The organism is Kluyvera genomosp. 1 (assembly GCF_001266615.1).
GTDB classification, from domain to species: Bacteria; Pseudomonadota; Gammaproteobacteria; order Enterobacterales; family Enterobacteriaceae; genus Kluyvera; species Kluyvera cryocrescens_A.
In genome coordinates this window covers 14,093-38,508 of sequence record NZ_LGHZ01000053.1, presented here as the reverse complement: position 1 = coordinate 38,508, position 24,416 = coordinate 14,093, and the positions used below count along the sequence as shown (strand labels likewise).

At 50.5% G+C, this 24,416-nt stretch carries 33 protein-coding genes and 1 pseudogene; all 34 read right to left on the bottom strand.

Going from position 1 to position 24,416, the window contains the following annotated elements; genetic code table 11:
* Positions 1-394 precede the first annotated feature (394 nt).
* Positions 395-1,801, bottom strand: coding sequence for a phage DNA ejection protein (locus tag KP80_RS21610; protein WP_052285698.1), 1,407 nt, complete (start codon positions 1,799-1,801; stop codon positions 395-397).
* A 13-nt stretch (positions 1,802-1,814) separates the two neighbouring features.
* A complete protein-coding gene (locus tag KP80_RS21605; RefSeq protein WP_052285697.1) occupies positions 1,815-2,492 on the bottom strand; it encodes a hypothetical protein in 678 nt (225 codons plus the stop codon).
* Positions 2,476-2,946, bottom strand: a complete 471-nt coding sequence (locus KP80_RS21600) for a DUF2824 family protein (RefSeq protein WP_052285696.1) — start codon at positions 2,944-2,946, stop codon at positions 2,476-2,478. Before KP80_RS21600 ends, KP80_RS21605 begins: the two co-directional genes overlap by 17 nt.
* On the bottom strand, positions 2,946-3,602 hold the full coding sequence (locus KP80_RS21595; protein WP_052285695.1) for a hypothetical protein: 657 nt from the start codon (positions 3,600-3,602) through the stop codon (positions 2,946-2,948). Before KP80_RS21595 ends, KP80_RS21600 begins: the two co-directional genes overlap by 1 nt.
* Positions 3,602-5,020: a packaged DNA stabilization protein gene (locus tag KP80_RS21590; protein ID WP_052285694.1), complete on the bottom strand. Its 1,419-nt coding sequence runs from the start codon at positions 5,018-5,020 to the stop codon at positions 3,602-3,604. The genes KP80_RS21595 and KP80_RS21590 overlap by 1 nt, the downstream gene beginning before the upstream one ends.
* Positions 5,020-5,523: a packaged DNA stabilization gp4 family protein gene (locus KP80_RS21585; RefSeq protein ID WP_052285693.1), complete on the bottom strand. Its 504-nt coding sequence runs from the start codon at positions 5,521-5,523 to the stop codon at positions 5,020-5,022. The genes KP80_RS21590 and KP80_RS21585 overlap by 1 nt, the downstream gene beginning before the upstream one ends.
* Positions 5,507-5,766 (bottom strand): annotated as a pseudogene (locus tag KP80_RS23190) (hypothetical protein); the annotation flags it as partial. The gene KP80_RS21585 and the pseudogene KP80_RS23190, both read right to left, overlap by 17 nt.
* Positions 5,767-6,037: 271 nt before the next feature.
* Positions 6,038-7,336, bottom strand: coding sequence for a P22 phage major capsid protein family protein (locus KP80_RS21570; protein ID WP_052285690.1), 1,299 nt, complete (start codon positions 7,334-7,336; stop codon positions 6,038-6,040).
* A complete protein-coding gene (locus KP80_RS21565) occupies positions 7,336-8,247 on the bottom strand; it encodes a scaffolding protein (RefSeq protein WP_052285689.1) in 912 nt (303 codons plus the stop codon). The genes KP80_RS21570 and KP80_RS21565 overlap by 1 nt, the downstream gene beginning before the upstream one ends.
* Positions 8,248-8,260: 13 nt before the next feature.
* Positions 8,261-10,432 carry a portal protein gene (locus KP80_RS21560; RefSeq protein WP_052285688.1) on the bottom strand — a complete coding sequence of 724 codons (2,172 nt, stop codon included), beginning with the start codon at positions 10,430-10,432 and terminating at the stop codon, positions 8,261-8,263.
* The gene (locus KP80_RS21555; protein ID WP_052285687.1) at positions 10,432-11,880 is read right to left on the bottom strand and encodes a terminase large subunit domain-containing protein; all 1,449 of its coding nucleotides are present in this window, start codon (positions 11,878-11,880) and stop codon (positions 10,432-10,434) included. The genes KP80_RS21560 and KP80_RS21555 overlap by 1 nt, the downstream gene beginning before the upstream one ends.
* Positions 11,849-12,334 carry a hypothetical protein gene (locus tag KP80_RS21550; protein ID WP_052285686.1) on the bottom strand — a complete coding sequence of 162 codons (486 nt, stop codon included), beginning with the start codon at positions 12,332-12,334 and terminating at the stop codon, positions 11,849-11,851. Before KP80_RS21550 ends, KP80_RS21555 begins: the two co-directional genes overlap by 32 nt.
* 9 nt (positions 12,335-12,343) lie before the next feature.
* On the bottom strand, positions 12,344-12,814 hold the full coding sequence (locus tag KP80_RS22945; protein WP_052285685.1) for a hypothetical protein: 471 nt from the start codon (positions 12,812-12,814) through the stop codon (positions 12,344-12,346).
* Between the two features lie 15 nt (positions 12,815-12,829).
* A complete protein-coding gene (locus tag KP80_RS23185) occupies positions 12,830-13,075 on the bottom strand; it encodes a hypothetical protein (protein WP_156315715.1) in 246 nt (81 codons plus the stop codon).
* 1,012 nt (positions 13,076-14,087) lie between these two features.
* The gene (locus tag KP80_RS21535) at positions 14,088-14,306 is read right to left on the bottom strand and encodes a hypothetical protein (RefSeq protein ID WP_052285683.1); all 219 of its coding nucleotides are present in this window, start codon (positions 14,304-14,306) and stop codon (positions 14,088-14,090) included.
* 219 nt (positions 14,307-14,525) lie between these two features.
* A complete protein-coding gene (locus KP80_RS22940; RefSeq protein WP_052285681.1) occupies positions 14,526-14,987 on the bottom strand; it encodes a lysis protein in 462 nt (153 codons plus the stop codon).
* Positions 14,984-15,460, bottom strand: coding sequence for a glycoside hydrolase family protein (locus KP80_RS21520; protein ID WP_052285680.1), 477 nt, complete (start codon positions 15,458-15,460; stop codon positions 14,984-14,986). The genes KP80_RS22940 and KP80_RS21520 overlap by 4 nt, the downstream gene beginning before the upstream one ends.
* A complete protein-coding gene (locus KP80_RS21515) occupies positions 15,444-15,767 on the bottom strand; it encodes a phage holin, lambda family (RefSeq protein WP_052285679.1) in 324 nt (107 codons plus the stop codon). The genes KP80_RS21520 and KP80_RS21515 overlap by 17 nt, the downstream gene beginning before the upstream one ends.
* 834 nt (positions 15,768-16,601) lie before the next feature.
* The gene (locus KP80_RS21510) at positions 16,602-17,366 is read right to left on the bottom strand and encodes an antitermination protein (protein ID WP_052285678.1); all 765 of its coding nucleotides are present in this window, start codon (positions 17,364-17,366) and stop codon (positions 16,602-16,604) included.
* Positions 17,363-17,557: a hypothetical protein gene (locus KP80_RS21505; protein ID WP_052285677.1), complete on the bottom strand. Its 195-nt coding sequence runs from the start codon at positions 17,555-17,557 to the stop codon at positions 17,363-17,365. Before KP80_RS21505 ends, KP80_RS21510 begins: the two co-directional genes overlap by 4 nt.
* A complete protein-coding gene (locus KP80_RS21500; RefSeq protein WP_052285676.1) occupies positions 17,554-18,141 on the bottom strand; it encodes a recombination protein NinG in 588 nt (195 codons plus the stop codon). The genes KP80_RS21505 and KP80_RS21500 overlap by 4 nt, the downstream gene beginning before the upstream one ends.
* The gene (locus tag KP80_RS21495) at positions 18,134-18,583 is read right to left on the bottom strand and encodes a recombination protein NinB (RefSeq protein WP_052285724.1); all 450 of its coding nucleotides are present in this window, start codon (positions 18,581-18,583) and stop codon (positions 18,134-18,136) included. Before KP80_RS21495 ends, KP80_RS21500 begins: the two co-directional genes overlap by 8 nt.
* A 182-nt stretch (positions 18,584-18,765) precedes the next feature.
* Entirely contained in the window at positions 18,766-19,095 is a 330-nt protein-coding gene (locus KP80_RS21490; RefSeq protein ID WP_052285675.1) for a hypothetical protein, read from the bottom strand.
* A 70-nt stretch (positions 19,096-19,165) separates the two neighbouring features.
* Positions 19,166-19,423: a DNA polymerase III subunit theta gene (locus tag KP80_RS21485; protein ID WP_052285674.1), complete on the bottom strand. Its 258-nt coding sequence runs from the start codon at positions 19,421-19,423 to the stop codon at positions 19,166-19,168.
* 33 nt (positions 19,424-19,456) lie between these two features.
* The gene (locus KP80_RS21480) at positions 19,457-19,669 is read right to left on the bottom strand and encodes a hypothetical protein (RefSeq protein ID WP_052285673.1); all 213 of its coding nucleotides are present in this window, start codon (positions 19,667-19,669) and stop codon (positions 19,457-19,459) included.
* Between the two features lie 38 nt (positions 19,670-19,707).
* The gene (locus KP80_RS21475; RefSeq protein ID WP_052285672.1) at positions 19,708-20,205 is read right to left on the bottom strand and encodes a DUF551 domain-containing protein; all 498 of its coding nucleotides are present in this window, start codon (positions 20,203-20,205) and stop codon (positions 19,708-19,710) included.
* Entirely contained in the window at positions 20,202-20,474 is a 273-nt protein-coding gene (locus KP80_RS21470) for a hypothetical protein (protein WP_052285671.1), read from the bottom strand. The genes KP80_RS21475 and KP80_RS21470 overlap by 4 nt, the downstream gene beginning before the upstream one ends.
* A complete protein-coding gene (locus KP80_RS21465) occupies positions 20,471-21,136 on the bottom strand; it encodes a hypothetical protein (protein WP_052285670.1) in 666 nt (221 codons plus the stop codon). The genes KP80_RS21470 and KP80_RS21465 overlap by 4 nt, the downstream gene beginning before the upstream one ends.
* Positions 21,133-21,294: a hypothetical protein gene (locus KP80_RS23180; RefSeq protein ID WP_156315714.1), complete on the bottom strand. Its 162-nt coding sequence runs from the start codon at positions 21,292-21,294 to the stop codon at positions 21,133-21,135. The genes KP80_RS21465 and KP80_RS23180 overlap by 4 nt, the downstream gene beginning before the upstream one ends.
* Positions 21,287-21,790 carry a hypothetical protein gene (locus KP80_RS23175; protein WP_156315713.1) on the bottom strand — a complete coding sequence of 168 codons (504 nt, stop codon included), beginning with the start codon at positions 21,788-21,790 and terminating at the stop codon, positions 21,287-21,289. Before KP80_RS23175 ends, KP80_RS23180 begins: the two co-directional genes overlap by 8 nt.
* A complete protein-coding gene (locus KP80_RS21455; RefSeq protein WP_052285669.1) occupies positions 21,787-22,083 on the bottom strand; it encodes a type IV toxin-antitoxin system AbiEi family antitoxin domain-containing protein in 297 nt (98 codons plus the stop codon). Before KP80_RS21455 ends, KP80_RS23175 begins: the two co-directional genes overlap by 4 nt.
* Positions 22,080-23,444 (bottom strand): replicative DNA helicase, encoded by a 1,365-nt coding sequence (locus KP80_RS21450; RefSeq protein WP_052285668.1) that lies wholly within the window; start codon positions 23,442-23,444, stop codon positions 22,080-22,082. Before KP80_RS21450 ends, KP80_RS21455 begins: the two co-directional genes overlap by 4 nt.
* Positions 23,441-24,274 (bottom strand): replication protein, encoded by an 834-nt coding sequence (locus KP80_RS21445; RefSeq protein ID WP_052285667.1) that lies wholly within the window; start codon positions 24,272-24,274, stop codon positions 23,441-23,443. Before KP80_RS21445 ends, KP80_RS21450 begins: the two co-directional genes overlap by 4 nt.
* The gene (locus KP80_RS23170) at positions 24,267-24,413 is read right to left on the bottom strand and encodes a DUF2740 family protein (protein ID WP_156315712.1); all 147 of its coding nucleotides are present in this window, start codon (positions 24,411-24,413) and stop codon (positions 24,267-24,269) included. The genes KP80_RS21445 and KP80_RS23170 overlap by 8 nt, the downstream gene beginning before the upstream one ends.
* Positions 24,414-24,416: the final 3 nt, after the last annotated feature.

Genomic DNA, 24,416 nt, shown 5'->3' with positions numbered 1-24,416 from the left:
GTGGTGGCATCGTCGGGATTGTCAAACATACCAAGATGCTTTCCAGTCCTCATGAAGTTATCAATAGCTTCATCATCAGACATGATACGACCATCATCACTAACGGTAGGAATCAGCACCTCTCTACCATCTATGTTAGTAGACATGCTACGCACAGTGCTAATGCTGCCATCAGAGTTTTTAACAACAGGCCGATTGTGGATGTCGATATTGCCTTTTTCTAAAAGTCCTTTTGGATAAGCAGAGTAGAAAGCCTGTTTTGCCTGCTCTGCATTATCTCCGGCTTGAGGGGAAACAACTTCATTGAAGTATTGCTCCTGAGCCTGAGCTTTCTGCTCTGGTGCCAATTCCTGATACTGCTGAGAGGCAATAACGTCTTTCCATGCCTTAGCCATTAGTCACCCCATAGTGAAGAGAAGCCGCCGTTACTTGCTGGTTGCTGAGATTGCTGAGATTGCTGGTTTTGTCGAGGTTGATTCTGACCTGACTTTCCAATATCAACACTATATTGCTGGTTGAAATTCTGGGTGTATTCATCGATATCACGAATGGATTGCTGCATTGCTTCCGGACTGGAGTAATCAACCTGAGGCATGCCCTGAAAATACATTTTGGCTTCTGCCACTGTGTTGATGCCACTAGCGCCCATATCTCGAGCAGCTGCTACGCCTTGGTTTTGCATGCGACCTTGAATGCGCTGAGCGGCGTTGTAGAGTTGTCTCTGATCTTTCCCGCTTACCCGGCTGCGTACGTCTGCACCAAATGCTGGGCTCCCAGAGCCTCCTGTCATTCCGGTCATGAAATCAAGGTCAGATGCATCAGCATTAGCAATAGCGTCAATATCTTTCTTCATAGCGTAGTTAGTGGCGCTTGCAGAAGATGATGGCGGAGCGGCGATGGCGCTTGCTGGAACCCTGACCATATTCCCCTGGTTGTCGATGCCCTCATAGAAAGCATTAGCCCCTGCGCCATGTAATTTGCCGCCGACATTAACTGTTCGTCCATCCGATAATTGAACAGTTCTAGAGCTTGTTGTTCCGGCAGATTTCTCTGCTGCTCTTTGATTTGCCATATCCTGGCCACGACGAGCGGTGGCTGCCGAGATATCCTGGCCGCGCATAGTAATGTCCTGTCCGCGTCGAGTGTTAGCCTCTCCTGCCTGGTTGCTCCGGATAGTTTCACTAAGCTTGTCCCTGTTTAGTGCTTGTCCGACAATCTTGTCCTGGGCATTGAAGTAATCAACTGGCCCAAGTGCCGCCATTCCCAGGTGATCCACAAACTGACCAAACTCCTGTGGGTTCTGCTGGTACATCTGCGCCACATCCTGAGAACTTAAACCAACGCGCTCAAGTTCCTTTGCATTGTTCTGCAGCCATGACCCCATAGCTTCAGGTGATGAAGATGCGAGACGCGCACCGGCAGCAAGAGAGCCAACGGTAGCTCGCTGGTCATCATCGACGAACTTCATTCCGTTGCGGACTGCTTCAATCTGGTCTGGATACTGCGAGGCAAGCTGACGCATGGCATTGCGATCGCCGGTAGCGTAGGCGTCACCATATGCCTTCTGGAATTCTCCTTGTCGCTCCTGCTGTTTACTAGCTTGGTAAATCTGAGCTACACCGCCTAACCCCTGAAGGGCTTGAAGCCCAAAATTATTTTGGCCTGATCGCTGCCTGTCATTGTTATCTCTAATAAACGCGAGCGCTGTGTTAGCGTCACTTGCCTGCGGAGCGTTGCTATTCTGCGTACCAATACCAGCCAAAAAACCACCAGAGTTTATTCCTTGATTCCAGGTTGCCATTGTTGACTCCTCTTTAAAACAGCGAACCAAGGCCGCCAATAATTCCGCCGCCAATCGCACCTGCTGCGGTACCAATACCAGGAACCACAGAACCGAGAGCAGCGCCAGACATTGCGCCAGCACCAGCGCCACTAATAAACGAGCCGAACCCAGATTGTTTATTAGCATTAGCAGCTGCCGCACTAGCCTGCTGTTGATACAACTGGCTCATGTTGTTGGCATAGCTCTGCCCGGCGTTAGCCTGACCGGTTAGGGCTCCAAGACCGATGTTTGCCAGGTTCTGGTAATTGCTCATCTGCCCGGATAGCCAGTTCTGCCCTAGCGTTGGCGCAATTGATGCCAATTGATTTCCGGTTGCCGTCGAGCCAAGACCACCTGTTGCTTCGGCAGATGCCAGGCTTTGATATCGAGCCTGGTCAGCCAAGCCTTTGTATTGATCTGAGTTGTAGTAACTATTAAGCGCGCTATTCTGCCCTTCAAGACTTGAAAGGTTCTGGAGTTGAGATACGTATTGCTGAGCAAGTGGCGTGAATGGCGCCAGATTGTTCATGTTTGTTTGCCACATCTCACGCTGCAGGTCTATTCCCTGTTGTGTGGCTTGAGCTTGCGCTTTGGCACCGCCATCACTGCCCTTCATGTAGCCATTCATGGGAAGTAGCTTGTTTCTGAATTGTTCAGTGAGTACCAGCATTTGCTATTTCCTCATATTTCGAGCGATGAAGTTGATATAGAGTGACACCAACAGGTGCCCCGTTACTGACATAGGCATCATCAAGATGACCAACCCGAGTAGCTCCAAGCAGTCTGATGATTGCGCGGCCGTATTTGGTAGTGTCAGGAACCATGGTGATGCTGTTGAGGAATGGGGAGTTTTCGAGAAGCCATTTGCAGAATAAGCGGTGACCATTGAGAGCATAATCACCACGGAATCCAGGGTTGTAAATCGCATGACATTCCACGACGCTGTGCCAGAAATTACGCACTTCGTGAACACCAGCCAGCAGAACGCCTTCATAGATACCGAGGTAAACCGCATCATGCTTGATGAGGTATTTATCTCCGCGGTCTACGATATTGCCGGTGTTTTCTGGATTATTGAGGAATTCTGCAAGCTTCACCGGGTTATCGATGAGCTTTATTTGCATTAGCTTATTTGTCCATGAGTCCGTAAGGCGTCATCGAGGGCCTTTACTCTTTGCCTTGTTTGCTGCAAAAGAGCAAAAAGCGTCGTTATTTGCGCAGAGTTGTAAGTTGACGAACCGGTTTCAGAATAGTTGGCGTCAAACGCTCCATAGAAAGGGGTTCCCGTTATGGCTGTAAACCCTGATATCCTTTGGCCTATAACTTTAACCCCATTAACCGAGTAGGATGTTGAAACACCCAACGAAGATGATAGGGATTGCGGTGACGTTGCGGATTTTGAAATATAGTCGGCCTGGATGTTTACAATATCTGCCTGAATATCGATTACTTCATCAAGCAAATAATCAACATCACTCCGCAGAACAACTATTTTACCTTCTGCCGTTGTAATCCTGACTTCAAGAATATTTATCGCATTGGTGTTGGCGGTAATTCTAGAGTCATGATCGGCAAGCGTTACATCCTGCTCATCGTTCTTAACCTGAGCGTCGTATGCACCTTGCCCAGCTTCGTTAGCTTTACCTGCCACGTTGGTAAAGTCGATTGCCTGTGACAGAATGTACTGTGAGTATGCCGGGCTATATCCTGCTGGGATTGATGATGCATTCAGGCTAACGGCACGAACGATGACTGGCTCGTTAAGGTTCTGATCAGCCATCACTCAATCCTTATCTGTGCGCCTGATAATGTGACAGGTGACTTGGTTATAACCCGGATTTTAAAGCCAATATTTTTGCGAATGCGCCCAATTCTCTTCCAGATAACTCGCTTGTCGTATACGAAAGGTTCGTTCTGCTCAATCATCTGTTCGCGGCCATAGTTGATGCCGTCAGGAGTGGCAGAAAGAAACAATCGGTCAGCGTATTGAGCGACACCAGTTGAGGATTCAACTTCAAAGTCGAACACCCTGGCGTTATCAGCTTTGAATAGCGGAGTGAACAACAAATGTTCCTGCTGCTCTTCGTACTGGCTGGATATGTTGAATTGAAAAGCCCCCTTCACTGCTTCCAGTTTGTCACCGCAAGTGATCGCATTACCTTCGTACATGAAGTCGATAGCGCGGTACACGTCGTCATACAGACCCGTTTTCAGAATGCACCATTGCGGTCCATTCTGAGATGCTGTTCCGTCATATACCAGAACATGCCTCGGTAAGTGAATAATCAACAATTCGTGAGAGTCGAAGCGCAGAGGTTCCATGACCGCTGTCGCCAGTTCGTCAGCTGTGTATTCTCGCAGAATCTTCTCAATACTTGCTGTGGCAACAGGAGTTGCGCGTCCAGAGTCAATGATATACACCGATGGAGCACCATTTGCCGGGTTACTAACGATGGCGTAAGAATCCATGAACCCACATTTACAGAACGTACCAGCAATCCCTTTTGGCACCATATACGCAGGGTTGGCGACATACAGAGCCGCGCCCACTGTTGAAGTTCCTGTTAGAGTGAAATACTCAATCGTTGATGAGCCAAAGCACAATATGAAGTCTCGCCATGTCCCGATTCCGATGATTCCGTCAGGTTGTGATTCGGCGCGATACTCAGCTGCGTACCTGTCAGGATGTGACTCATCCTCAAGGTCAGATATAAACCATGAGTCTGAATTATCCTTTGACCATACGTAGCGACCCCTTAGCCGTGTTAGGTCACGAGCTATTCCAAGGTCATACTGTGTAAACCCAGAGGTTTCCGGCCAGTTCTCGATGGTTTTTTTATCACCTTCGTAACGATACTCGACTATTGAACCACCGGTACATACTGCCTGTGATGTTCTTCCGAATGCCATTGAAACGCGTGATGAGCCAACGGTATCACCAACAACAGCTTCACCTTTGTAGAGTTTTTGGCCCATTACTCTGTATACGGCATTTTGGGCTGTATTGAATATAACTCCGCGTGACGCGCCATTTACATCTGCGACTTTAGTCAGGCCAGGAAAGGACCGGAAATATCCGCTGCTGTTTAACACCTCTTTCGGCGTGGCCAGCATGTTAACCGGGAGGAAGTCGATATAGTCGGCGTTGCGGAAGTCTTTACCGACCCCTTTCATCAATGGAAGCTGCTGAACTGGCATTATTCGCTCCCGTTATCGCATGGCCCTTTGCGATGGAAAAAGTTCCATCCGTTATATGTGGCAAGCCGGTTACCGCTGCCAATAGGCATGCGATTTGGATATCCGGACTTACATTTTGCGTGTCTTGCTCTTGATGCGGCTGACAGTTTGATAAGCCTTTCCTTGCCATATCGAGCAGTGGTGACAACTTTTGCTGCAGGCTCTACCGCATAATCAGGGGCAATTCTGAGTGCCAGGTTATGGAATACCGCGCTTAACTTGCCGGTCGTCATTCCGTGTAGATCGCCAGGGTCAGGCGCTACATCATCAGCGGAGAATAGATAACCGGCATCGATGCCAGGGGTTTCATCGTCACCTTCCAGCCACTCAGCCATCATCATTTCTAAATCGTTGATGCCGTCTTCCATCGACTGTGGTTCGACGTCGGTTAGCGTGGCATTGGATGCGACACCGAGTTTGCGTAATGCAGCTAGAACAAGATCGCCTTTCGTTGTGAGGTTCATTTGCTACCCCTTAGGTTTTGGCCCCGGCTTCTTACGCTCTTTAACTTCTGGCTCTGGCTCTGGCTCTGGCTCTGGCTCTGGCTCTGGCTCTGGCTCTGCAACATCTTTCAGCAGGTCGTCAGGATGCGCAAACCAACCAGCGTCGAGATATTCCTGCAGGTCATCTTCGCTGATGATTTCGAAGTCATAGCCAACGCCTTTCCATTTCTTCGTGTTGCCGTGGCGAAATACCATCTGTGTCATGTTTTGCTCCAGGCATATTCACGGTTTATCACCTCAAGGATTTCCCCTCGGTCATTGACCAACCATGCATTCATCTGTTTGGTAATGGTCCTTCGCTCGTTGTTGAACGAAACCTCAGCAAATGTGTTGCTATCTTCGAATTCTTTGTCAGTGATTGTGCATATTGTTACAACAGATTGGATGTGCCAATATTCAGCTGTAATCCATCCCTTCGAGTTTATTTTCAAAAACATATATCACCAAAAGAAAAGGGGCCGAAGCCCCAACATATTTACGGCGCAGTCTGATTTGGCAGGCCGACACCGATCGCTTCCGGACGAACTGCGCAAGCTGAATACCAAACAGCAATACGTGCTTTACCTGCCAGGGTTGCAATGCTGCCTTGGGTGGCAAAGATGCCGTTAACACCTACACCAGGGATGCTGAATGAGGTGGTTTTCATTCCAGCAAACAGGTCGTGAGTTACCGGGATAGGCTGAGACAGCAGTCGAATGGAGTCATCGGCCCAGAACACGTTCGCCGTAGTGGTTGCGATGTTCAGCAGATTGATTGGCATTGCCGCGGCCAGTGAAGTGTTCACGTTTGCGTATGCCTTCTCTTCTGGTAGAAGCGTGGTGTCATCCAGCGCAACCGGCTTAGGGGTGATCTCGATGTGAGTGCCGTCAATAACGCGTGTGATGGAGAATGTCGCGTCGTCGGTCAGCACGTTCTTAGCCATCTGAGACAGGTACTTCATGCCGGTGAAGCTAATTTTATCGCCTCGTTTCAGGCCGGTGGAGGACGATACGACAACTGTGGCTACGCGGTTATCAACGTTCTCCTTATTGCCGTCGGTATCAGTAGTATAAGCCTGTGGCTTGAACTTCTGGGCTCCGGAAACCGTGATGCCAGTTGCCGTAGAAGCTACAACCGTTGGCAGTTTCGGGGAGCGTAGAACATCATCAAACCCCGCGACCTGCTTCTGAATTGTTCCGTTGTGATAAGCCTCCTCTGGAATGCGACCAAACATGTCTTTATTGACCAGGTCACGGCCAGATTTACGGTAATCATCACCATTGAAGAAGAAGCTCAGGCCCTGGCTTCGATTTAGTTCGCGATCGAACATTAGGCGTTCCGCATCTGACACAAAATCCCACCCGTTCAGACCGGTCGATGGTCCAATTGCCCGTGCATCGTGAACAACTAACGAAGCCATCTCGGTTGCCTGTTTAGAGATGGCGGTTTCGATGTTGTTTGCCAGTTTCATGGCTGATGCGTTGATACGACGGCGATAAGATCGTTCATCACGCAGGTCGTCAGCTCGCAACTGGAAGAAATCGTTATCCGGATCGCCCATGTTACATTTTACTGACAGCTCAAGAACGCCAGTTTCTTTACCGGTTAAATCCCAACCAGTTTGCGTCGGTGCTTCCTGCTCTACAGGCATCCATACAGTATTTCCTGAGCGCTGCATTGACTCGGCTGGGGGGGTGTACTTTGTTACTTTTGACGCCATAGGCGTCATGTTTTCGACGGTATTGATGATTTCGTCGAGTGCGTATGTGACCAATTGGCCTTCAGCTAATGCCATTATCGAGATCCTTTATTCAGTAGCGCCTTCAGCTTGCGGTATGTCTCTACGTCGCCCTTCACGGCCGCTGCATTCATCTGCTTTTCAAGTGCAGACATATTTGCTGCGGCAGCCTGACCTTGAATCGGCTCGTCAGGATTAGGGGCTTCTGATAGTTGCTTGCTACGAGGCTTGAGAGTTAAACGTTCTGATAGTCGAGTGATTTCAATCAGCGCCTGCTGCCCATCCATCGCCAGTAACTGACGGGCTTTCTCTGGGTTTGCGCCCAGGTGATACATGAGCGCTGCGGATTTCTCAGGGAAGAGGCGCATGATGTCAGTCGCTACCTGTGCTGGCACGACTTGCATAAAGGCATCTTCTTTCTCCTGGTAGTCAGGGATGTTGAGTTTCTCCGCAGCGTCATAGTGTTTGCGAGCTGCATCGACGTATTGCGCTGATTGCTGGGTGTACTCCTGAGTCTTGCGCCCCTGCTCTGCTACAGCGTTGCTGCGAGCGTCCTGAGCCTTAATGAGCCACTCATTGTTCGCTTGCTGGAATGCTGCCTGAGCTCGGCCGCTGTCCCACCCGTATTTCTCCATTGCTTCGTCAGAGAAGAAGTCATTGGCGTTTGGCTGGGCTGGTAACTCAGGGGTCACCCGAATGTGCTCCGGCAATTCTCCGCGCTGAACTGCTGCCGACTGTTGCTCAAGCTCGCGTTGACGCTTGCGCTCTAATCGACGCTGTGCAAATTGCGCGTTGGTTGCCGGGTCTTGTTTTTGTTTGTTCTCATCGTCTTTCAGGACAATCTCAAAGCCGTCTTCCTGACCTGTTGCGCCATTGGCATTAAGCGCTGGATCGACTGCGGATGCCGCCGCGTTATCGACGGGCAGGAGTTGGCCTTCAGGGACCTGAATTTCGGTGGTATCGGACATGATTAACTCTCTCTTATTGAGGATTCTCGGCTACGCCGCCGGAGGGAATGTTTTGTCTCTGCGATTGCAGGATGTTGGCGAAATCCATGCGCTGTGAGTGCTGCTGGCTGTCGCCTTTTAAGATCAACTCCGCGTTAGCTCTCGCGTCGTCGCTGTTTTGTTGCTGGAAAGACTGCATAAGCTTGAGGAATTCTCTGAACTCCGCCTGCTTATCGGTTTCCATGTTGTTGAATATTTCCGCAACCTTAGCTGCATAAAGTTGGTTCTGACCTTCTACCTTGGCTGCATCTACCTGAATCTGCGCTTGTTTTGATTGCGCATTAAGCAGATCTGCCTGACCGGTAAGAAGAACGCCTTGAGCCTGGATGGCTTCAGGAGATGGTTCTTTCGGCTGCTGCTGAGCTTCCTGTACCATTTGCATTTCTTCAGGCGTTTCAGGTTTCTTGAGGCCCATCATGACGAGCTGCTTATTGGCATACTCACGCATCATCTCGACGCCTTTACCGTCAAGCAACGTGAAGTATTGCAGCAGCAACATCTGCCACTCTGGAGTGCCCTGAGGAACCTTAGTGAGTAACTCCTGAATCTCTGCCCGGTTCTGCTCCTTCATGCTCTGGAATGATGGGCCGGTGTCGGTGTAGCACTCGTAACGACCGCGAATGTCGTTGAGCGTTACGACGTCACCAGACTGCAAATCAACCATCTGAGTCATCACCTGAACATCTTTCTCGGTACCGTCCTCAAGCGTCACAGTGACATTGCGCGGCACGTCGTAGATATCGTTGACCATCGACTGATAAATCTCACCATCGCGACGAAACGCAGTGGCCAGGTTGTCCTGAAACACATAGGTTTCAAGGTCAGCCCGCATGTTCAATTGGTTGACGGTATCGAAAGCCACCTGACCATTAGCGGCAGCTGCATCAACGCCAAGACTTGCCACCTCCTTCACTGCGGCTGTAGCAGCTTCTAGCATGTATGCGTTAGCCTGAGGAACCTGAGGCTCCTCCATGTATCCAACTGGTGTTGGTGGTAGGTCGCTACCACTCTCGTCGGTACGATTAATCAAATAGTACGGATAGGCATCTGTGCCTCCGTACATATACTCATAACCTTCAATTTGCTCAGGGTAGAAGAATGGCTTTTTCTGCGGGTTACGGGCCACGATATCGGCGTTGAACGACATGATCATGTTGCGCAGCCGCTGACCGTCTTTCGTCAGGCGTACAACACCCTCGTATACCTCTTTGTCGCCAGCGAATCCCCACTCCCCATATGCAGGGACAATCGGAATATGCTCACCCGCGATGAGTTCTCGGTTCTTCAGGATTTCAGTGCAGGTGATGAGTGACTTATACACCCGGCGGCGCTTTACCTTTTTCTCCGCAACTTTCACGAAGCCTTTGTCGGCAAGCTCATCGATAACGTCTTTGATATCGCGCTGGTAATAGCTGACCGGTTCACGAGTAATCGGATCGAGATATATAAATACCTTCTCGTTTTTCTCCTCAACCTCGTAGTACTCACCGATGTAAACGACATCCTTGGAAATCCACGGGAAAATCCAGTCCATGTCTGGGCTCTGGAATGATGGGATGATTTCCGGGTCGATGTCGTTTTCTTCAGCAAATACCTTCCACCCTTCTGTGCTGAAAGGCTGAATTACCGTGCAGTGTTTGGCGTCGCTCTTGTCCTGTTCCTTACTGTTGCAGTCCCAGACTACATGGTTGCATGACTCATGAAGCGGGCGACGACGAATTACCTGGTTGCGGCTGAGGAGGTTGTTGTCTTCATATTCTGTGACAAGTCGCCAGTGACCAACGCCACATTCAATCTGCTCACGAACAGCAACGTTAACCGCTGAGCGAGCTGCGTTGTGTCGCATGTCAGTACGATACATACCCATCAGTGTGTCTGCTGAGTCTGGGTTAGCGCCATCTTTAGGCCGGTAAAGTACATCAATAGGATTGCGGCGCATCTCTGCGACTAGCTTGCGAACTACCGGGCGAACCACATCGAATTGCCCGCGGTACTGGAGGGTTGTGTAATCGCTCAGCCAGTCATCCCATTGGCTCACCCGACTGAAGTACAAATCGTTTGTCGCCTCGGTTCTGGCTTCATCTCCTGACGACCAGTCTATGTCGAACTGGCACAGAATGGAGTTGAGACGTTCGTTGTCTGCCATCATCTTCTCCGTGCGACAGGTTTAATAGGTGCAGGTATTTTCTTTTCTTTGACTACGCCGATATCGCCATACCGTTTAGCAAAGCGACGCATCATGTATGCATATCTGGTAGCGTCTAACAGGTCGTCTCGCGTCTTTACGATGCGCCCACGCTCATCTCGATGATAGAAATTGAACTCTTCGAACCAATCTCTCAGGCCGGAAAAGACTTTGAAGCGACCTGTATTCATCAGATCGTGCAACTCGAATAATCCAGGCTCTACAGAGCGAGACCCATCAGGCCATTGAGCTGCGTCGGGGAGCATCTGAAACCCTGCGTCTTTGTAATACTCACGCTGTTGCAGACCGCTACCCTTCTCAGTCTGCAATCCATCCTGAGGCCATGCCGTAGGAACCTTATTAGCCCACGCCTTTGTCGCGCCCCACGCTTCTGCTGGTGATGTCTTGCTGGCCTTCCACGCCTTAGTGACGTAGAAAGTTTCAGTATCCATATCGATTGCCAGTTGAATACGGCTTTGCGGGTGATCCCAACCAAAGTCCATGCCATCGATAACCATATAATGCTTCGGTATCGGGAATGGCTCGCAAGTGATCGTCTCTTCGCTAAAATCGAATATGCGACCGTGACCAAGCATTGGAATACCTTTTGTGCGCATGTCGCGCTGATGCGGAGGATATGATTCGAGAAGTGATTTCTTGGTTTCTTCCGTAAGATGCGGCGCATCATCCCAGCCAACATTCATGCAGAACTGAGAGTCAGCCGGTGTATCTAGCAACTTAATAACTAACTCGGTGCGGCCGTTCTCTGGGGTGAATGTCAGGATGCCTCGACCACCGCGCCCCTGATCGCCTGTTGCGGTACGGGTAAGAACCTGAGGATAAATAGTCTGGTCTTCCGGTTCCTCATCGATGTGGAACCAATCAATATCATCACCCATCAGAGCGTGCTGACCCTGCGTGTAAGACCAGAATTGAACCTTGCTCAGGTCACCACTGGAATGCCTGATGTAAGCAGATCGAACGGCATTCGGCGTACCTGTCATTGGCTCTGTTGTGACGATTCGATCTGGAGGTATCAGACCGCCAGTGAGCTCACCATTCACCTTTTTACCGATAATTGCAGCTTGCAGCAGGTCGCGGCACTTCTCGCCAGAGTAACCTAGGCACCACATAAGGGGGGCGTGGTTAAAACGGTGCCCTTTCCACCCATCCGGGTACTCACCAAGAAGGTGGATGGCGTCGATATAGGTTGCAGTATCTGTCTTGCCAACACGGTTTGCAGCAATTAGTGCGCACTGACGATATTCAGCGGTTGCGGCGATAAACTTACGTTGCCATGCATAACGAGTGTCGTAGTACTTGCGATATCGATAAACACTTTCCCTTCGCTTCTTCTCCTCAAGAATATTTAGGAGTTCAAGCTTCTCCTCCCGGCTCAGACTGTGCATTGGTCAACTCCATAAGACGCTTGTCCAGTTCCTCGTCGGTGAGGTCGGTGATGGTAATTTTCTGATCGTGCTGAACTCTGTCGCCATACCGCTTTGGAGCAAGCTTAGATGCGTACCACTTGCGGGCGTCAACACGAAGACGCGAGCGGGCTACGCGCTCATGATTGGTCTGTTCTCGACCTTCATCATCGACAATGACATCACCTGAACTGTCGTCGGCGATCTCGATGATTTCTTCGGCGAGAAGTTCGGCCTGAATTTCACGCGCGCGTGCGTACTGTTGCATAAAGTCTTCATGCCTCTGCAACCAATACATCACCGTTCTGATTGCTGGCATTCCTGGCCTTTTGCAAACAGAACGCAGGCTTTCACCCAACATGAGAAGATTGCAAATATCCTCTGCTACCTCTGTCATGTAATCAGTCGGGCGACCCATTCTTGTTTCAGTCGCCATATCTATTCCTTACGGTGTTGGAGTGACGGTGAGAACCATCGACGTTGACACGATGACGAGGCCGATGCTGTCAGTTACTGTCACCACGTAGGTACCAGCATCTGCTACATCAGCTGTGAAGTGAATCGTTGCCTCAACCACGGAGAGTTGCTGGCCGTTTTTGGTCCATGAGTATGTGTACTGTGGATTGCCACCTTCCACCGCTACAGTGACGTTTTCAGGCGCCCCTTCAGTGATAGATTTCGTTGCTGGAAGGTCGGTGGAGAAGGCCAGTTTCACTCCGTCTTTATACGGCATGATGAAGCCTGCTTTGTTGGCTGCAGATCCCATGTCAACCTTACCCAGTTCATCAGGGAAAGGAATTGCCGTACCTGTTGGGTCTGTGTCGAGGTAAATTGCGTTATCGATAGCCGAGTCTGCGCGGTAAAGTAAGACGCGCTGGTTTAGCGGGTCATCGACAACTGTGAAGAAACTTCCCATTGTTAGCTCCCTGGGTTAGCTGACGACAACTTTGATTGTTGAACTGGCTACACCGCCTAATGAGCGAAGCCATACGACGCTTGGTGGCGTGACCGTCATGAAGTCGTTAATCACATGTCCGGTTGCATCATCATCAGGCTTTGTATCTGACTCATACAGAAAGCACCATTCGCTATCCATAATCTGAATTGTTCTGGTTGATGCTCCGTCTGATACCTGAACCCACTCGGGGCCAACCGTGTAGTTTTGGGTTGTGCTCACTGGCTGCTCCTTATGTCAGGTAAGTAACTGTGGCGCTTTGAACCGTTGCCGTGCCAGCAAGAGTTCTACGCACAGCAAAGTAATAACCTGCTGGTACCATGGCTCTTACACATCCTCTCGCCCTCATCCCGGCGCCAACTAATGTCAGTATTCCAGTGAGAGATGCTCCCCATGACTCAACTAGCGATCCGCCAGTTGTACCAACCGTGCTTGCGGCGCCAACCCACAATTCACATGTATCTCCTACCGTACCGGCCACTGAAATGCTGTACGTTGCTTCAATCGTGATTGATACGAGATATGGTTTAGTTGTGTCTGTGGGGCGCGTACCTGTTCCGAATGCCACACTTATGGCTGAGGGAGTTCCTGGCGATAGCCCTACGCCTGTTGCACCTTGAGCGCCGGGCGCTCCTGTAGCGCCAGGGGAGCCAGTTGCCCCCGTATCACCCTTAGGACCCGTTGCGCCGGTCGGGCCAGTCGCACCTTGTGGACCAGAATCACCAGTATCGCCCTTTGCACCTTGCGGTCCGGTGTTGCCAATTGGTCCTTGAGAACCAGTTGCTCCGGCATTACCAGTATCGCCTTTTAATCCTTGAGGACCGGTGTCCCCTTGTGGGCCAGTCAATCCCTGCGCACCCTGAACGCCCTGGATACCTTGAATCCCCTGATCGCCTTTATCGCCCTTCTCACCTTGAATGCCTTGCGGCCCCTGCGGGCCAGTAGCTCCCTGTGATGCGAGAAGCGCCCAATTGGTATCAGTAGGAGATCCGGTCGGAGATGTGTTGGTGTTTGGATTGATGCAGAAATAGGAAGCACCATTGTAGGCAACAGCATCATCATTGACGTATGCAGTGGCTGAGCTCCACACCCCTTTCCACTCAAGACCCTCAGCACCTACAGGTCCAGGAGGACCCTGCGGACCCACAGGGCCCTGAGATCCAGTTGAACCAGGAACGCCATAAACACGACCTTTGTATACTGGCATCACCAACCCCTCATGATTTCACAGCGGTTACTTACCTTTCTTAGGCTTCTTCATAACCTTGTTAGCCTTGGCGTCAATCTTTGCTTTGGCTGATGGAGATAGTTTTCCTTCATTCTCCATCTGAGTTGCGCGAGCCTTTGCATTGGCCGCGTGAGCTTTATCAGGCATCGGGTAGCTTCGAGTGCCCGGCATGCCGAATTCAGACTTGGGCATCTTCTTACGTTTTGCTGCGGTTAGCTTTGCCATGATTGGCTCCGGTTATAGGTAATTCGATGACCAAATAAACGACACGATAAGCAATCCGATAAACACCACCCACGGAACGATAAAAGCTGCGTAGTGGATGGCGGTGATTATCTTGTCTTTTGTGGTTTGCTTTGGTGGGTATGGGTGCTTGAGGATGTCGTCTCTAATACTTGTCAGGCCGTGGAGTGCGGTTATTTCACGCTCTCGTTTCTTCATCGGCTACCTCAGGCACTGTGTTTTGATGTAGTCCTGCAGATAACTTACCTGCTTCGTTACTGTGACGATTCGCTCTCTGAGAGTGAAATAATCCCGTTGAGCGGGGTCTGTAAGTCGGGGGCTGGAAGCATCGCCCAGGCTGCCGGAGCCGGTCGCTCCGTTCGCGGGACATTTTGCGTTGATGCGCAGCCCACACTTGCCATCACGAACGCAACGATGCAAATCATCAAGCTGCTTTTTCGCATCAGCTAATTCCTGAGTGTATTTGGCATCCAGTGCAGCAACATCGCGCTGACGGGTCTGCATGTCTTTTATGGTGGCATTCGCCAGGCTGAGCTTTTCAGTGGCTTTATCGCGCTGTTCTTTGTAGGTGATAGCGTTATCGCGGTAGTGATTAACAGCCCATCCAAGCGACACGATGATGCAGACGACAACGGCAATGATGATTTCGGTTAACCGGCTCATGATTTTGGCTCGTTTACCGTACCGCCAGCCTCTTTGAATTTGGCGATTAAGTTGTCGGCCTTGTGTTCAAACTGACCATAACCAGCGCCAGGTAGAGATGCCCAGATATTACTGCAGCGATCGATGGCCTGCCGGATGTCGCCATTGTCGATTAATGGCAGCGCTCCACGTTCTTTAATCTGCTGCAGGGCTACTGCATCCTGACTGGAAGGTGAGAAATCTTTCAGACCTAACTGCTGTCGGTATGCATCCCACCACCTTGAAAGCAGCTGGTAACGACCAGCGGCCGTCGATTTTAGTTTTGGGTTAAGGGTAATCAGCTTGCGCGGGTGATCTGAATAATCACTGAATAACGAACCTCCGACGATCACGTCATATCCGCGATTATTTGACGGTTGCCCTTTCTTATCCGTTCCCTCTGACCACGCCAGCATATCCAGGAATGCTTTACGCTGCTTATTGGTTTCCACCATCATCTACTCCGGCTTTTTTTGCTGCGAAGCGTTTGATAAGCGATCCAATCGAGTCAGTGCCGAGATAGCCGATAAACACGCTAGCGATATAAGCGAGGTTGCTACTCAGGCCGGTGAAGTCGAGGAGGTCACGAACGAACCAGGCGATAATGGCGCACATCATTGCGTCGATTACAGTCTTAGTAAACGCACCGCCATTATATCTGCCGCGAAGGTACGCCATTGCAAACGCAAGGATTGCCCCTATACCTTGTTCCTTTGCCGCCATGATGGCGGATAACAGGTCATGTTTTTCGGGCATCTTCATGTCTTACCCCCAAGAAGGGGATCTGTTCAAATTAGGAATTATGGTGATGGTCGCTTGAACAAATCCGGGTTACGTTTAACTCGTAATTCAGGTTTGTTCGTGACCTCCTATTCATGAGCAAACCGGCGTGGATTGCGTCAACAATCACATGCCACCCATGTCACGAAGCCCAGCCATTGCGCTGGGTTTTCTTTTTTGAAGCGCACTAACTCCGTAGCCACAGCGAATAAGGGAGTAGTCATGTCTGTCTGGTAATTGGAGAAAATGCGCTTTAAAAAATGCCCGAGGGTACGGGCGAGGGAGTGAGGCATATTTGGCTCTAGTGGCCACGGTTCCCAGGTAGCAGGGATTTGGTGTGTGGTGGCGGTTAAGGCGCCGCGACCTTCATGTGTTATCCTGGGTCCAGGCATGACGCTCTACTGCTCTGAGCTACACCACAACGGAAAGAGCACTCACGTCTCGCATCGCGGGAAAAAGCCCACGGCAGAGAGTCGAACTCTGCAAATGCTCTTACCTGTTGTGCGCTCCGTTTCGTGGAGCAAACGGCATAACTTAATCGCGATTCAGTTATGCACCATTCCGCAGATAACACCGCCACTATGACGATGTGTTTGCATTCTGGCTCAGGGCTCTCGCGTATGAGCTTCAACGTGTCGTGCAGCACGCATTCACTCAAAAGCCCTGACCGGATTGCGGATACAAAAAAGCCCCGAGCTATTAACTCAGGGCCATCGAATGAATGCACTACTCCATCATTGAGTTCAGACTAAACAAATATCGCCACTTTGTAAAGTGTGATTTTCTAGATTTATCCTATTTCGTAGAAAATACTTATCATTTGGTTACTTTGTTCAACATCTGGTTTGCGTACTCTTCCTGTTTAATGCACTCGCCTACCAAACTTTCGAAGAAGTCCTTATAAGACCGGCGCCACGTTGTTTCAGGGATATCGAAAATCGTAGCGCTAACGTATTGACGTACGCTATCCGGCAGTAATCTGGCGTAACCGCGACCACTGCAACGTGAGCATGTTTTGTATGCCGGCACACCACCCTGGAGAATTGTTTTCTCTTTGTCTAAAACAACACCTTTTCCGCTGCACTGGCATGCATTGGTTAACACGCCCTTCCCTTTGCATTTGTGGCAAAGAACATTAACGGTTTCTTTTCGCTCTTCCAGGTGCGGTCGTCCAATGTTCTTCATCGTCATTACTTCAGCTTCGACAAACTTATTCCCATTGCAGCAATCGCAGGTTCTGGTGCTGGCTGCGCTACGGGAGTAATCAGCAAAGGCGAATGTTGCGAGAGCTTGCATCACCTTTGGCTTAACATCAGATTCAAGCTTGCGGATAGCGGCGATCTTGTCGCAGTGAGACAGGGCATATTGGGTTAGCAGTTCAATGGCGCGGGTGCGATCGTAATCACTTATCCCCATCTTCCCGAGGAATGCGCTGAATCCTAGAGAAGCACGACTCTGCGTCATCCCTATAGCTGCCATGATGTCGGTACCGGTTAATGAGTCTGACGCCGTTGCTCGTGGGGCATCGCTGATCATGGTTGTCTTAGCAAAGTGGTATTTCACTGTGTTTTCGAGATTCATGCTGGCTGCCCCTTGTTGATGTTTGCACGGTTAATGAGTTCACGGCGTAATTCGTTGTTGCGATCGATGTGACGCTGATGCTCTGCGTTCTCTGCATCCAGTCTGGCGATCTCACTTCTGGCGTAAGGAGTGAGTCGGCCTGCACGCTCTACTGATAAGCGCTGATAGTTGTCGATATCGGTGCGGGTCATGCTGCCATCTCCTGCTTCAGTTCTTTGAGCTTTGCGCGGTAGTGAGCTGCCAGCGCATCGAGTTCTTCACGCGTCCATTTCTTAGTTTCGTGCGGGCCCATCAGGCGGTCATAGGCTGCCTGACCAATCTTTGCGATCAGCCGTGGGCGGTATTCACCGATATTCCCTGACAGGTAGGAGTTACAGGCCTCGCACTGGATATGGCAGTTGGTTTCGTCGTAGCGGGTTTCTGGTGATGCGCCGACGGTGCGGAAATGGCCGGCGTTCATCTTGGCTCCGGAGTTACGACCGCAGCTGATGCATGGCTGTCCTGCGTCGCGCTGGCGAATAAACGCGTTAAACGCTGTCTGAGCGCGTTTGTGATACTGGCTGAGTGGTTGCAGAGCCTTCTTGCGAAATTTCAACTCTCGGCGTTCCTGTTGCGCCTCCTGCTTGCGTTTGCGTTCAGATGCCATCTTCTTCTTCGCCAACAGGAGTTGGCTGTACTCGAAGCCATGCTCTGGACAACACCACCAGACGTTGTCGTAGGTGGCTATGAATTTGGTCTTGCAGATTTTGCAGCTGCGGCGGGATGGTTTACGCATTGCGATCACCCCACTGCTTGGCCCATTCGATTTCTATGCGGGACTTCTCGCTGAATTTGACGTTCTGCTGTGTGCCGAACCAGTAGATAGCCTCGATGACTTCAACCATCTGCTTGACGGTCATCTTGCTGGTACGCTGCCCGAACATCACAATGCCGCCATCCAATCCGGGAGCCATGCGCTGCTCTTGCTTCTTGGACTTGGCGACCATTGCGGTTATCAAATCTTTCCAATCATCTGAGTCGTATTTATTGCCGAACCAAAGAACCTGGTCAGAGAGGTCTTTCAGAAGCGGCCATAATTTCCGGTTCTGAGAAAGCGTACGGGTCATCTCTTTGATGTCGAGCACCAGAGGGCGCTTGTCGTCCACCGGCAATTCCCGGATGAACTGGATGGCGTTCTGTTTAACGGATTCGTTAACGAGGTGGAATTGTTGCTTCATACGCCACATCCGAGAGGTAACGCAGAATGCAGAAAACCCTCAGCATTGAATAACGCTGACGGCAGAGAAAGGTATTCAAATTGTGGTCGCATTTAAGTCCCCTTAAATGCGCGAGAGACCGCCGGGCGTTCACTCCGACGGCAATATAATTATGGCTAAAAGTAGGCTAAAAATCAATCCAATCAGATGACTGGCAACTCATCAACTTCTGCTCGTCGGATGACATTAATCTCATATGTCATCACGCCGGACACCGTAACATCATCAAGCACATCACCTTCCAGTGCTTCGCCCTCATCCGTGATGAGCGCCGCTCCCATCAGTTTTGCAAACTGGGTCCGGCCGCAATGAGTGATAAGCATGATGTTGCCCTGCTCTGCTCTCAGAGACCGATTAATGACCGCATAGCCGGTTGTCGTTTGAATGACTGTGCAGTTAGCATCCATCTGACAAATTGAGTCCACTGTCAGACGTGTTTCCACGTAGTCGTTTGCTGGGGATGGGAAACCCATGCGCACACCTCATCAATAAAATAACTGTATATATAAACAGTATTCTTTTATCAATAAAGCGTCAAGCTGCTTACTTCTTCTCGTTCTGCGATGCCATGTCGAGGTAGCGCGGGTCAGACGCTCTCGGCAAACTAATGCTCTTTTCGCGGTAATATTTAACGCGCTCCATGAAGTATTCGCGCAAGTGCTCTGGCTGCTCACGCGCTACCTGTTCGGCAATAACTGGCATGTTTAAGCGTTCTTTGTAAGCAACACCAGAAGCAGCTAGATCAACGTTAACCTTGTCCTGCTCGTCTTTAGTTTTTGCTGCAATATTCCAGTCTGACATAAGAATCCCCTCGATGACTTGAGGGGATTATAGTTATTGCTCAGAGATATCAAAAATCTTTATGGAGTGAAATGCTCCTCCATGGTGAGTATTCAGATCGTAATGCTTTGCGGCTTCCTTCGTCATTGCGCGGAATATTTTTCCCAGCACCTCATTTTCTGTATCACTATCTGAGACATTAATTACCGTTTTAATAAGGTGGTGATTATCTGCTACATCAAATTCTATCTGATATGTTTTTTCCATCTCACCTCCCATGAGTTACATAGGAAATATAGAACAAGTTAATCGTACTTCACCTCCTGCGGCGCTGCAGGTAGTGGCTGCCAATGGGTTACGCGTCCAGTAAGTGCGGCATCAGAAAATGCATCGCCATTCCATGAGCAATTCCATTGGTAGTGAGATTTACCCAAGCTGTTCTGCTCCTCTACATAGCACCAGTAGCGTCCTCCATCCTCTGGTAACCGCTCGCTTACCGTAATCCATCCGCCTGCAATTACTGGCGGTGAGGTGTAGAGCAGCGTCCCGTCGGGGAATGCCTTATCAATCGTCGATGTGTCATTCCCAACACGACTGGAAAGAACCTGCGCCACCGGCACCGCCTCACGACTCACCAGCAGCTCTTCCAGCCCCTTAATCGCATCAGCGATGACGTATGCCATGTCGCCGCCGTTCTGGTAGTCGAGTGAGCGACGCAACTCTGCAATTAGCCGGGTGATTCGCTCAACGGTAAGCGGTCCGTTTGCCGGGTGGTTAGCTGGGTCTGTTAAGTTGATTGTCATGCTGCACGCTCCTGTTTGCTGGCAGAGAATGTCGGCTCCATCTCCATCACAACTTCAAACACTCCAATGCTGCCACCATCGACGAATAGCTCAATATTCAAAGGCCAGTGGCTTTCCCACCCGTCATGATTTTCCCAATAGTCCTCAGCGGCTTCCTGAGCCAATTGCTCATATTCCCATTGATCTTCAAATTCATCAGCAGGCTTCGGATCAAGGTAGTTGGCGTGTTTAATGCTCGCGCCATTAACGCTGTACTGGATAACGCTCATTGTCCTTCTCCTTCGATAACCTGGATGCCAGCGGCGTCACCGGATAGCCCGATGAATGTTTGATGCCAGTTTTTCGTGAGTGTTACCCACTGCCCGGCGGTAAGCGGCGCGTATTCGGCAGCGTCCCTCAGCACATCAGCAAGCCCTTCGGCTTTCAGTGCATTACAGACTTCAGGGGTAAGCGACTTCACGGTGGCGGTGCGGGACTCCAGTGCCGGAGATGCAGCGTACAAAGCAACAGGCCGTGCTAATTCCGGTTTGTTCTTGACGTATACAGCGCCAACTCCGCGAGAAAGAGCCTCTAAATTGCTATGCTCGATGAACGCCACCGGCTCGGAAGCGGCCTTCTCCAGCTCGGAGATTCGCTGCTGCGTCTTCTCCAGCGCCTCTACCAGCGCCAGAACGTTGGCAGGGACAACCTGACGGAAGTACTCTTCTGCAAGACCGTGATGCTCTCCGATGCCGTAAAACTGAACTCCAAGCGCTACGTTGTCGATGTTGCAGTAATCACGCTCAGCATCAACATAGCCTTCTCCACCACAAGCTGGGCACTCAATGCACCCATCTTCATCTCTAATTTCCTGTGCAGTATCGAGATTCAGAGTTGTTGCTTTCTCTGCTGCCGCTTTCATGGTCGCCATCAGTGCGGTGATATCGTTCATTGGGCTGACTCCTGATAATCAACATACGGCTCGTCCTGAACATCAATTGGCGCATCGCAATGAACGCAATAGCCGTCTGCATTCTGGAATTCGTTATTGGACATCCACTCTTTGCATGACCAGCAACGCACTTCTCCGGGCTTCAGATACTCACTCATAGTCGACTCCTTGGCGTAACTGGGCGGCGAACAGCAACGCTTGCTTGCCTGCATAAACGATATCTTCGTCCTCCTCTTCTTCACCAATCGCAATGGTTGCTTCGGCGTACATCTCCACACCCCGAGCCCGAACTTCAGCCAGGTATGCGTCATAGGCCGGAATCTTGAGCACAGCAAGCGCACCTATAATCTTTTGCACCGCTGGCTGGCACTGTTCGTAATGCTCGTCGGTGATAAATACCGCGTCGTTGTGGATAGCTTCGATCGCACTAAGTTCAGCGGCTAACTCTGCTTTGTTCAGCTCCAGATTGTGAATAGTCGCGTTTGCTGCTGCGAACTCGCGACGGGATTCGGTTAGTTGCTGATCTAGCTTCTGAATGCCGTCTTTGGCTAAATCACTGGCACTCTCTATGACGTCCATCATCATGTTAATTGCGTCGAGCTTTTCCTGTTGAAGTTGGCATTTTGCTTCAAGTTCTTCGTATGTTGGTTTCATGCTCTCACCCCATAAAAGTTCAGAATTCGTTTCATCGCGTCGCTCTGACGACACTCCTGGAAAATTGTGTTCACGCCGTCTCGGCTAACCTGGCGACCTTCTTCGTCCTCTGCCCATGCGTAAACACCGATACGCCAGCGACGCTCGAGTAGGGTTATCTCTCCGCTTCTTCGCATCTTGAATGAGGCTGCCATTATCTGTTGGCGAGATACTCCGGATGCAGTGCTGACTTCGTCTGCAGTGAAATATCCATGCTCATCAAGAAACCATTCGATTGCTTCACGTCCCGTCATACGTCTGCCCCTTTTGAATATCGTTTGCCAGGAGGTGGTGGCGTCGATGCTTTACGCGCCTCTTCCTGATCGCATTCCATGAAGTGACCGTTAGCGAACCGTTGATATACGGTGCCTAATGAGCCGAAACGGTTTTTGGTCACAATGATTTCTGCGTACTTGGCTGCCGGGCTGTTCTCGTCATACACCGCCTCGCGGTAAAGCATGATGATGCAGTCTGCGTCCTGCTCAACGCTGCCGGAGTCGCGCAAATCTGCGTTAACCGGGCGTTTGTTTGGGCGTTTTTCTACATCGCGAGATAGCTGGCTGAGAGAGATAACTGGCGTTTTGAGGTCTTTCGCCATCGCCTTGAGGCTGCCAGAGATATGCGCAACCGCCAGGTCATTACGTTCTGCCTTTGGCTTTTCAATCAGGCCAAGGTAGTCAACCAGGATTAGCGACAGCGCAGGATGCTCCTGCTTATGCCGTTCGGCTACACTGCGGATTTCCTCAACCTTGAGCTTTGAGGCGTCAACCATCCAGACTTCAAGGTCACTCAGATGCCCTATTCCATCCGATACTCGAGCCCACCCCTCATCATCCATTCTTGCTGGGTTGCGCAGAACGTTTACCGACATATTCCCGCGGCCGGCAATGCTTCGTTCGGCAATCTGGAGGTTGCTCATTTCCATGCTGAAAATCAGCACACCGCGGCGAGCGCCTGAACCAGGAATTATGCTGCTGGCCACGCCCTCTGAAATCTTGAGCGCTAACTCTGTCTTTCCCATGCCAGGACGTGCCGCGATGATTACCAGGTCTTCCGCGTTCATTCCGCCGGTGATGGTGTCCAGTTCGTGAATTCCTGTCTTCAGCGTGTTGGACTCTTCGCCGTTGGTCAGGCGTTTATCCAGTACGTCGTAGTAGTCATTCAGAACGTCACCAAGACGGATTGGTTTGACTTCGGTCTTTGGCTTGCGGATTAGCGAAAGTCTCCGCATAAGCTCATCCATCGCGTTTGCTGCAGCATCCAGCGTTCCGTCGCTGACATCCATGCGCAGTTCGTCAATGGCCTGCAGGAATAACCGTCTCTGATACTGGTCGGTTAGCATTCCGGCATAGCCAAGAAGGTTTGCAGCACTTGGGCATGACCGGGAAGTCATCATGATTGCCGTTGCGTATTCGTCGCCACATTCCTCGGCAACCATCAGGCCGTCAATCAGATTTCGGTTTCGGGCTTGCTTTCGGATCACCTCAAAGGCTTTCCGGTAGATTGGGATGGTGAACGCTTCGGGCTCAATCTTCGCCAGTACGTCAGTTGCTGCCGGTGTTAAACCTCCAAGCAACAGACCGCCGATAACGCTGGCCTCGATATCCTGTCTCATGCCATCCCCCGGCCTGCGAACTTAGCTTCACGAACGCCAAGCAACGTGCTTTCGCGCAGCAGGTAATCAAAATCCGCTGTCCACCCAGTGTTGTTATCACCGAAGTAAAACGGCTTGGCCTGATTAACGAACGCCCGGACAAACGCTCTGAACCCTTCGACGTTTGGAGTCTTGAGCTTTGGAATGATTTTCTTCAGGGCGCGTTTGCGTTTGTCGTTGACGGCAACAGCGTGTGGGAGCTTTTCGCCTACCTCGTCGTTGTAGGCATTCAGGAAGGATTCGTAGTCGATTCGTTCTGCCTTTCGACGTTCAGGTTTACCCATCCCTTCGCCACCCCCTTCTGGGGGTAAGGGGGTTTCTTTTCTTTCTTTCTTTTGAATAGTTTCTTTTGTGTTTAGCTGAGTTGGCTTATACCCGTTAGCTAAGTTGGCTAATGTTTTATTAGCTGTTTTAGCTAATGATTCGCTAACATGGCTAATCTCAAAATTCCACTCAGAAATCACCTTGTTAATCCCTATTGCCTGACCGTTGGTAACGATGATGTTCATAGCAATCATCTCGTTCTTGGCCTTGCATACGTGGGTGTGGTGAATGCCAGTCATCATGGCTATCTGAGTGTTTGTGATCCGGTCAAACTTCTTGCCGAATCCGTAAGTTTTGCGAATCAACGCCAGAACAACCTTCAGCTGGCGAGCTGTCAAATCGGCAGCCATAACCGCTTCCAGCAGCTCATTAGCGATGCGGGTATACCCATCATCGAGTTCTGCCACCTGACGCTCCACGACCGCCAGAGACGGCCTGATTGGTGTTACTGTTGCTGGGCTACTCATGACCGTTCTCCTTTCGCTTGATGTCTTCGAGGATGGCTCGCAGCTTTAAGCCGATAGCCGGGTTGCAGGATTTGATAAACCGGTCACGAGCAATATTTTTGTGTACTGACGCCTGGTAAAAACGAGTTTTCTTAGGCATAAT

What these genes read in the sequence shown, in the direction of transcription:
- KP80_RS21610 (WP_052285698.1), bottom strand. Translation starts at nt 1,801, where the DNA reads ATGGCAACCTGGAATCAAGGAATAAACTCTGGTGGTTTTTTGGCTGGT.
- KP80_RS21605 (WP_052285697.1), bottom strand. Translation starts at nt 2,492, where the DNA reads ATGCTGGTACTCACTGAACAATTCAGAAACAAGCTACTTCCCATGAAT.
- KP80_RS21600 (WP_052285696.1), bottom strand. Translation starts at nt 2,946, where the DNA reads ATGCAAATAAAGCTCATCGATAACCCGGTGAAGCTTGCAGAATTCCTC.
- KP80_RS21595 (WP_052285695.1), bottom strand. Translation starts at nt 3,602, where the DNA reads ATGGCTGATCAGAACCTTAACGAGCCAGTCATCGTTCGTGCCGTTAGC.
- KP80_RS21590 (WP_052285694.1), bottom strand. Translation starts at nt 5,020, where the DNA reads ATGCCAGTTCAGCAGCTTCCATTGATGAAAGGGGTCGGTAAAGACTTC.
- KP80_RS21585 (WP_052285693.1), bottom strand. Translation starts at nt 5,523, where the DNA reads ATGAACCTCACAACGAAAGGCGATCTTGTTCTAGCTGCATTACGCAAA.
- KP80_RS21570 (WP_052285690.1), bottom strand. Translation starts at nt 7,336, where the DNA reads ATGGCATTAGCTGAAGGCCAATTGGTCACATACGCACTCGACGAAATC.
- KP80_RS21565 (WP_052285689.1), bottom strand. Translation starts at nt 8,247, where the DNA reads ATGTCCGATACCACCGAAATTCAGGTCCCTGAAGGCCAACTCCTGCCC.
- KP80_RS21560 (WP_052285688.1), bottom strand. Translation starts at nt 10,432, where the DNA reads ATGGCAGACAACGAACGTCTCAACTCCATTCTGTGCCAGTTCGACATA.
- KP80_RS21555 (WP_052285687.1), bottom strand. Translation starts at nt 11,880, where the DNA reads ATGCACAGTCTGAGCCGGGAGGAGAAGCTTGAACTCCTAAATATTCTT.
- KP80_RS21550 (WP_052285686.1), bottom strand. Translation starts at nt 12,334, where the DNA reads ATGGCGACTGAAACAAGAATGGGTCGCCCGACTGATTACATGACAGAG.
- KP80_RS22945 (WP_052285685.1), bottom strand. Translation starts at nt 12,814, where the DNA reads ATGGGAAGTTTCTTCACAGTTGTCGATGACCCGCTAAACCAGCGCGTC.
- KP80_RS21535 (WP_052285683.1), bottom strand. Translation starts at nt 14,306, where the DNA reads ATGGCAAAGCTAACCGCAGCAAAACGTAAGAAGATGCCCAAGTCTGAA.
- KP80_RS22940 (WP_052285681.1), bottom strand. Translation starts at nt 14,987, where the DNA reads ATGAGCCGGTTAACCGAAATCATCATTGCCGTTGTCGTCTGCATCATC.
- KP80_RS21520 (WP_052285680.1), bottom strand. Translation starts at nt 15,460, where the DNA reads ATGGTGGAAACCAATAAGCAGCGTAAAGCATTCCTGGATATGCTGGCG.
- KP80_RS21515 (WP_052285679.1), bottom strand. Translation starts at nt 15,767, where the DNA reads ATGAAGATGCCCGAAAAACATGACCTGTTATCCGCCATCATGGCGGCA.
- KP80_RS21510 (WP_052285678.1), bottom strand. Translation starts at nt 17,366, where the DNA reads ATGAATCTCGAAAACACAGTGAAATACCACTTTGCTAAGACAACCATG.
- KP80_RS21505 (WP_052285677.1), bottom strand. Translation starts at nt 17,557, where the DNA reads ATGACCCGCACCGATATCGACAACTATCAGCGCTTATCAGTAGAGCGT.
- KP80_RS21500 (WP_052285676.1), bottom strand. Translation starts at nt 18,141, where the DNA reads ATGCGTAAACCATCCCGCCGCAGCTGCAAAATCTGCAAGACCAAATTC.
- KP80_RS21495 (WP_052285724.1), bottom strand. Translation starts at nt 18,583, where the DNA reads ATGAAGCAACAATTCCACCTCGTTAACGAATCCGTTAAACAGAACGCC.
- KP80_RS21490 (WP_052285675.1), bottom strand. Translation starts at nt 19,095, where the DNA reads ATGGGTTTCCCATCCCCAGCAAACGACTACGTGGAAACACGTCTGACA.
- KP80_RS21485 (WP_052285674.1), bottom strand. Translation starts at nt 19,423, where the DNA reads ATGTCAGACTGGAATATTGCAGCAAAAACTAAAGACGAGCAGGACAAG.
- KP80_RS21480 (WP_052285673.1), bottom strand. Translation starts at nt 19,669, where the DNA reads ATGGAAAAAACATATCAGATAGAATTTGATGTAGCAGATAATCACCAC.
- KP80_RS21475 (WP_052285672.1), bottom strand. Translation starts at nt 20,205, where the DNA reads ATGACAATCAACTTAACAGACCCAGCTAACCACCCGGCAAACGGACCG.
- KP80_RS21470 (WP_052285671.1), bottom strand. Translation starts at nt 20,474, where the DNA reads ATGAGCGTTATCCAGTACAGCGTTAATGGCGCGAGCATTAAACACGCC.
- KP80_RS21465 (WP_052285670.1), bottom strand. Translation starts at nt 21,136, where the DNA reads ATGAACGATATCACCGCACTGATGGCGACCATGAAAGCGGCAGCAGAG.
- KP80_RS23180 (WP_156315714.1), bottom strand. Translation starts at nt 21,294, where the DNA reads ATGAGTGAGTATCTGAAGCCCGGAGAAGTGCGTTGCTGGTCATGCAAA.
- KP80_RS23175 (WP_156315713.1), bottom strand. Translation starts at nt 21,790, where the DNA reads ATGAAACCAACATACGAAGAACTTGAAGCAAAATGCCAACTTCAACAG.
- KP80_RS21455 (WP_052285669.1), bottom strand. Translation starts at nt 22,083, where the DNA reads ATGACGGGACGTGAAGCAATCGAATGGTTTCTTGATGAGCATGGATAT.
- KP80_RS21450 (WP_052285668.1), bottom strand. Translation starts at nt 23,444, where the DNA reads ATGAGACAGGATATCGAGGCCAGCGTTATCGGCGGTCTGTTGCTTGGA.
- KP80_RS21445 (WP_052285667.1), bottom strand. Translation starts at nt 24,274, where the DNA reads ATGAGTAGCCCAGCAACAGTAACACCAATCAGGCCGTCTCTGGCGGTC.
- KP80_RS23170 (WP_156315712.1), bottom strand. Translation starts at nt 24,413, where the DNA reads ATGCCTAAGAAAACTCGTTTTTACCAGGCGTCAGTACACAAAAATATT.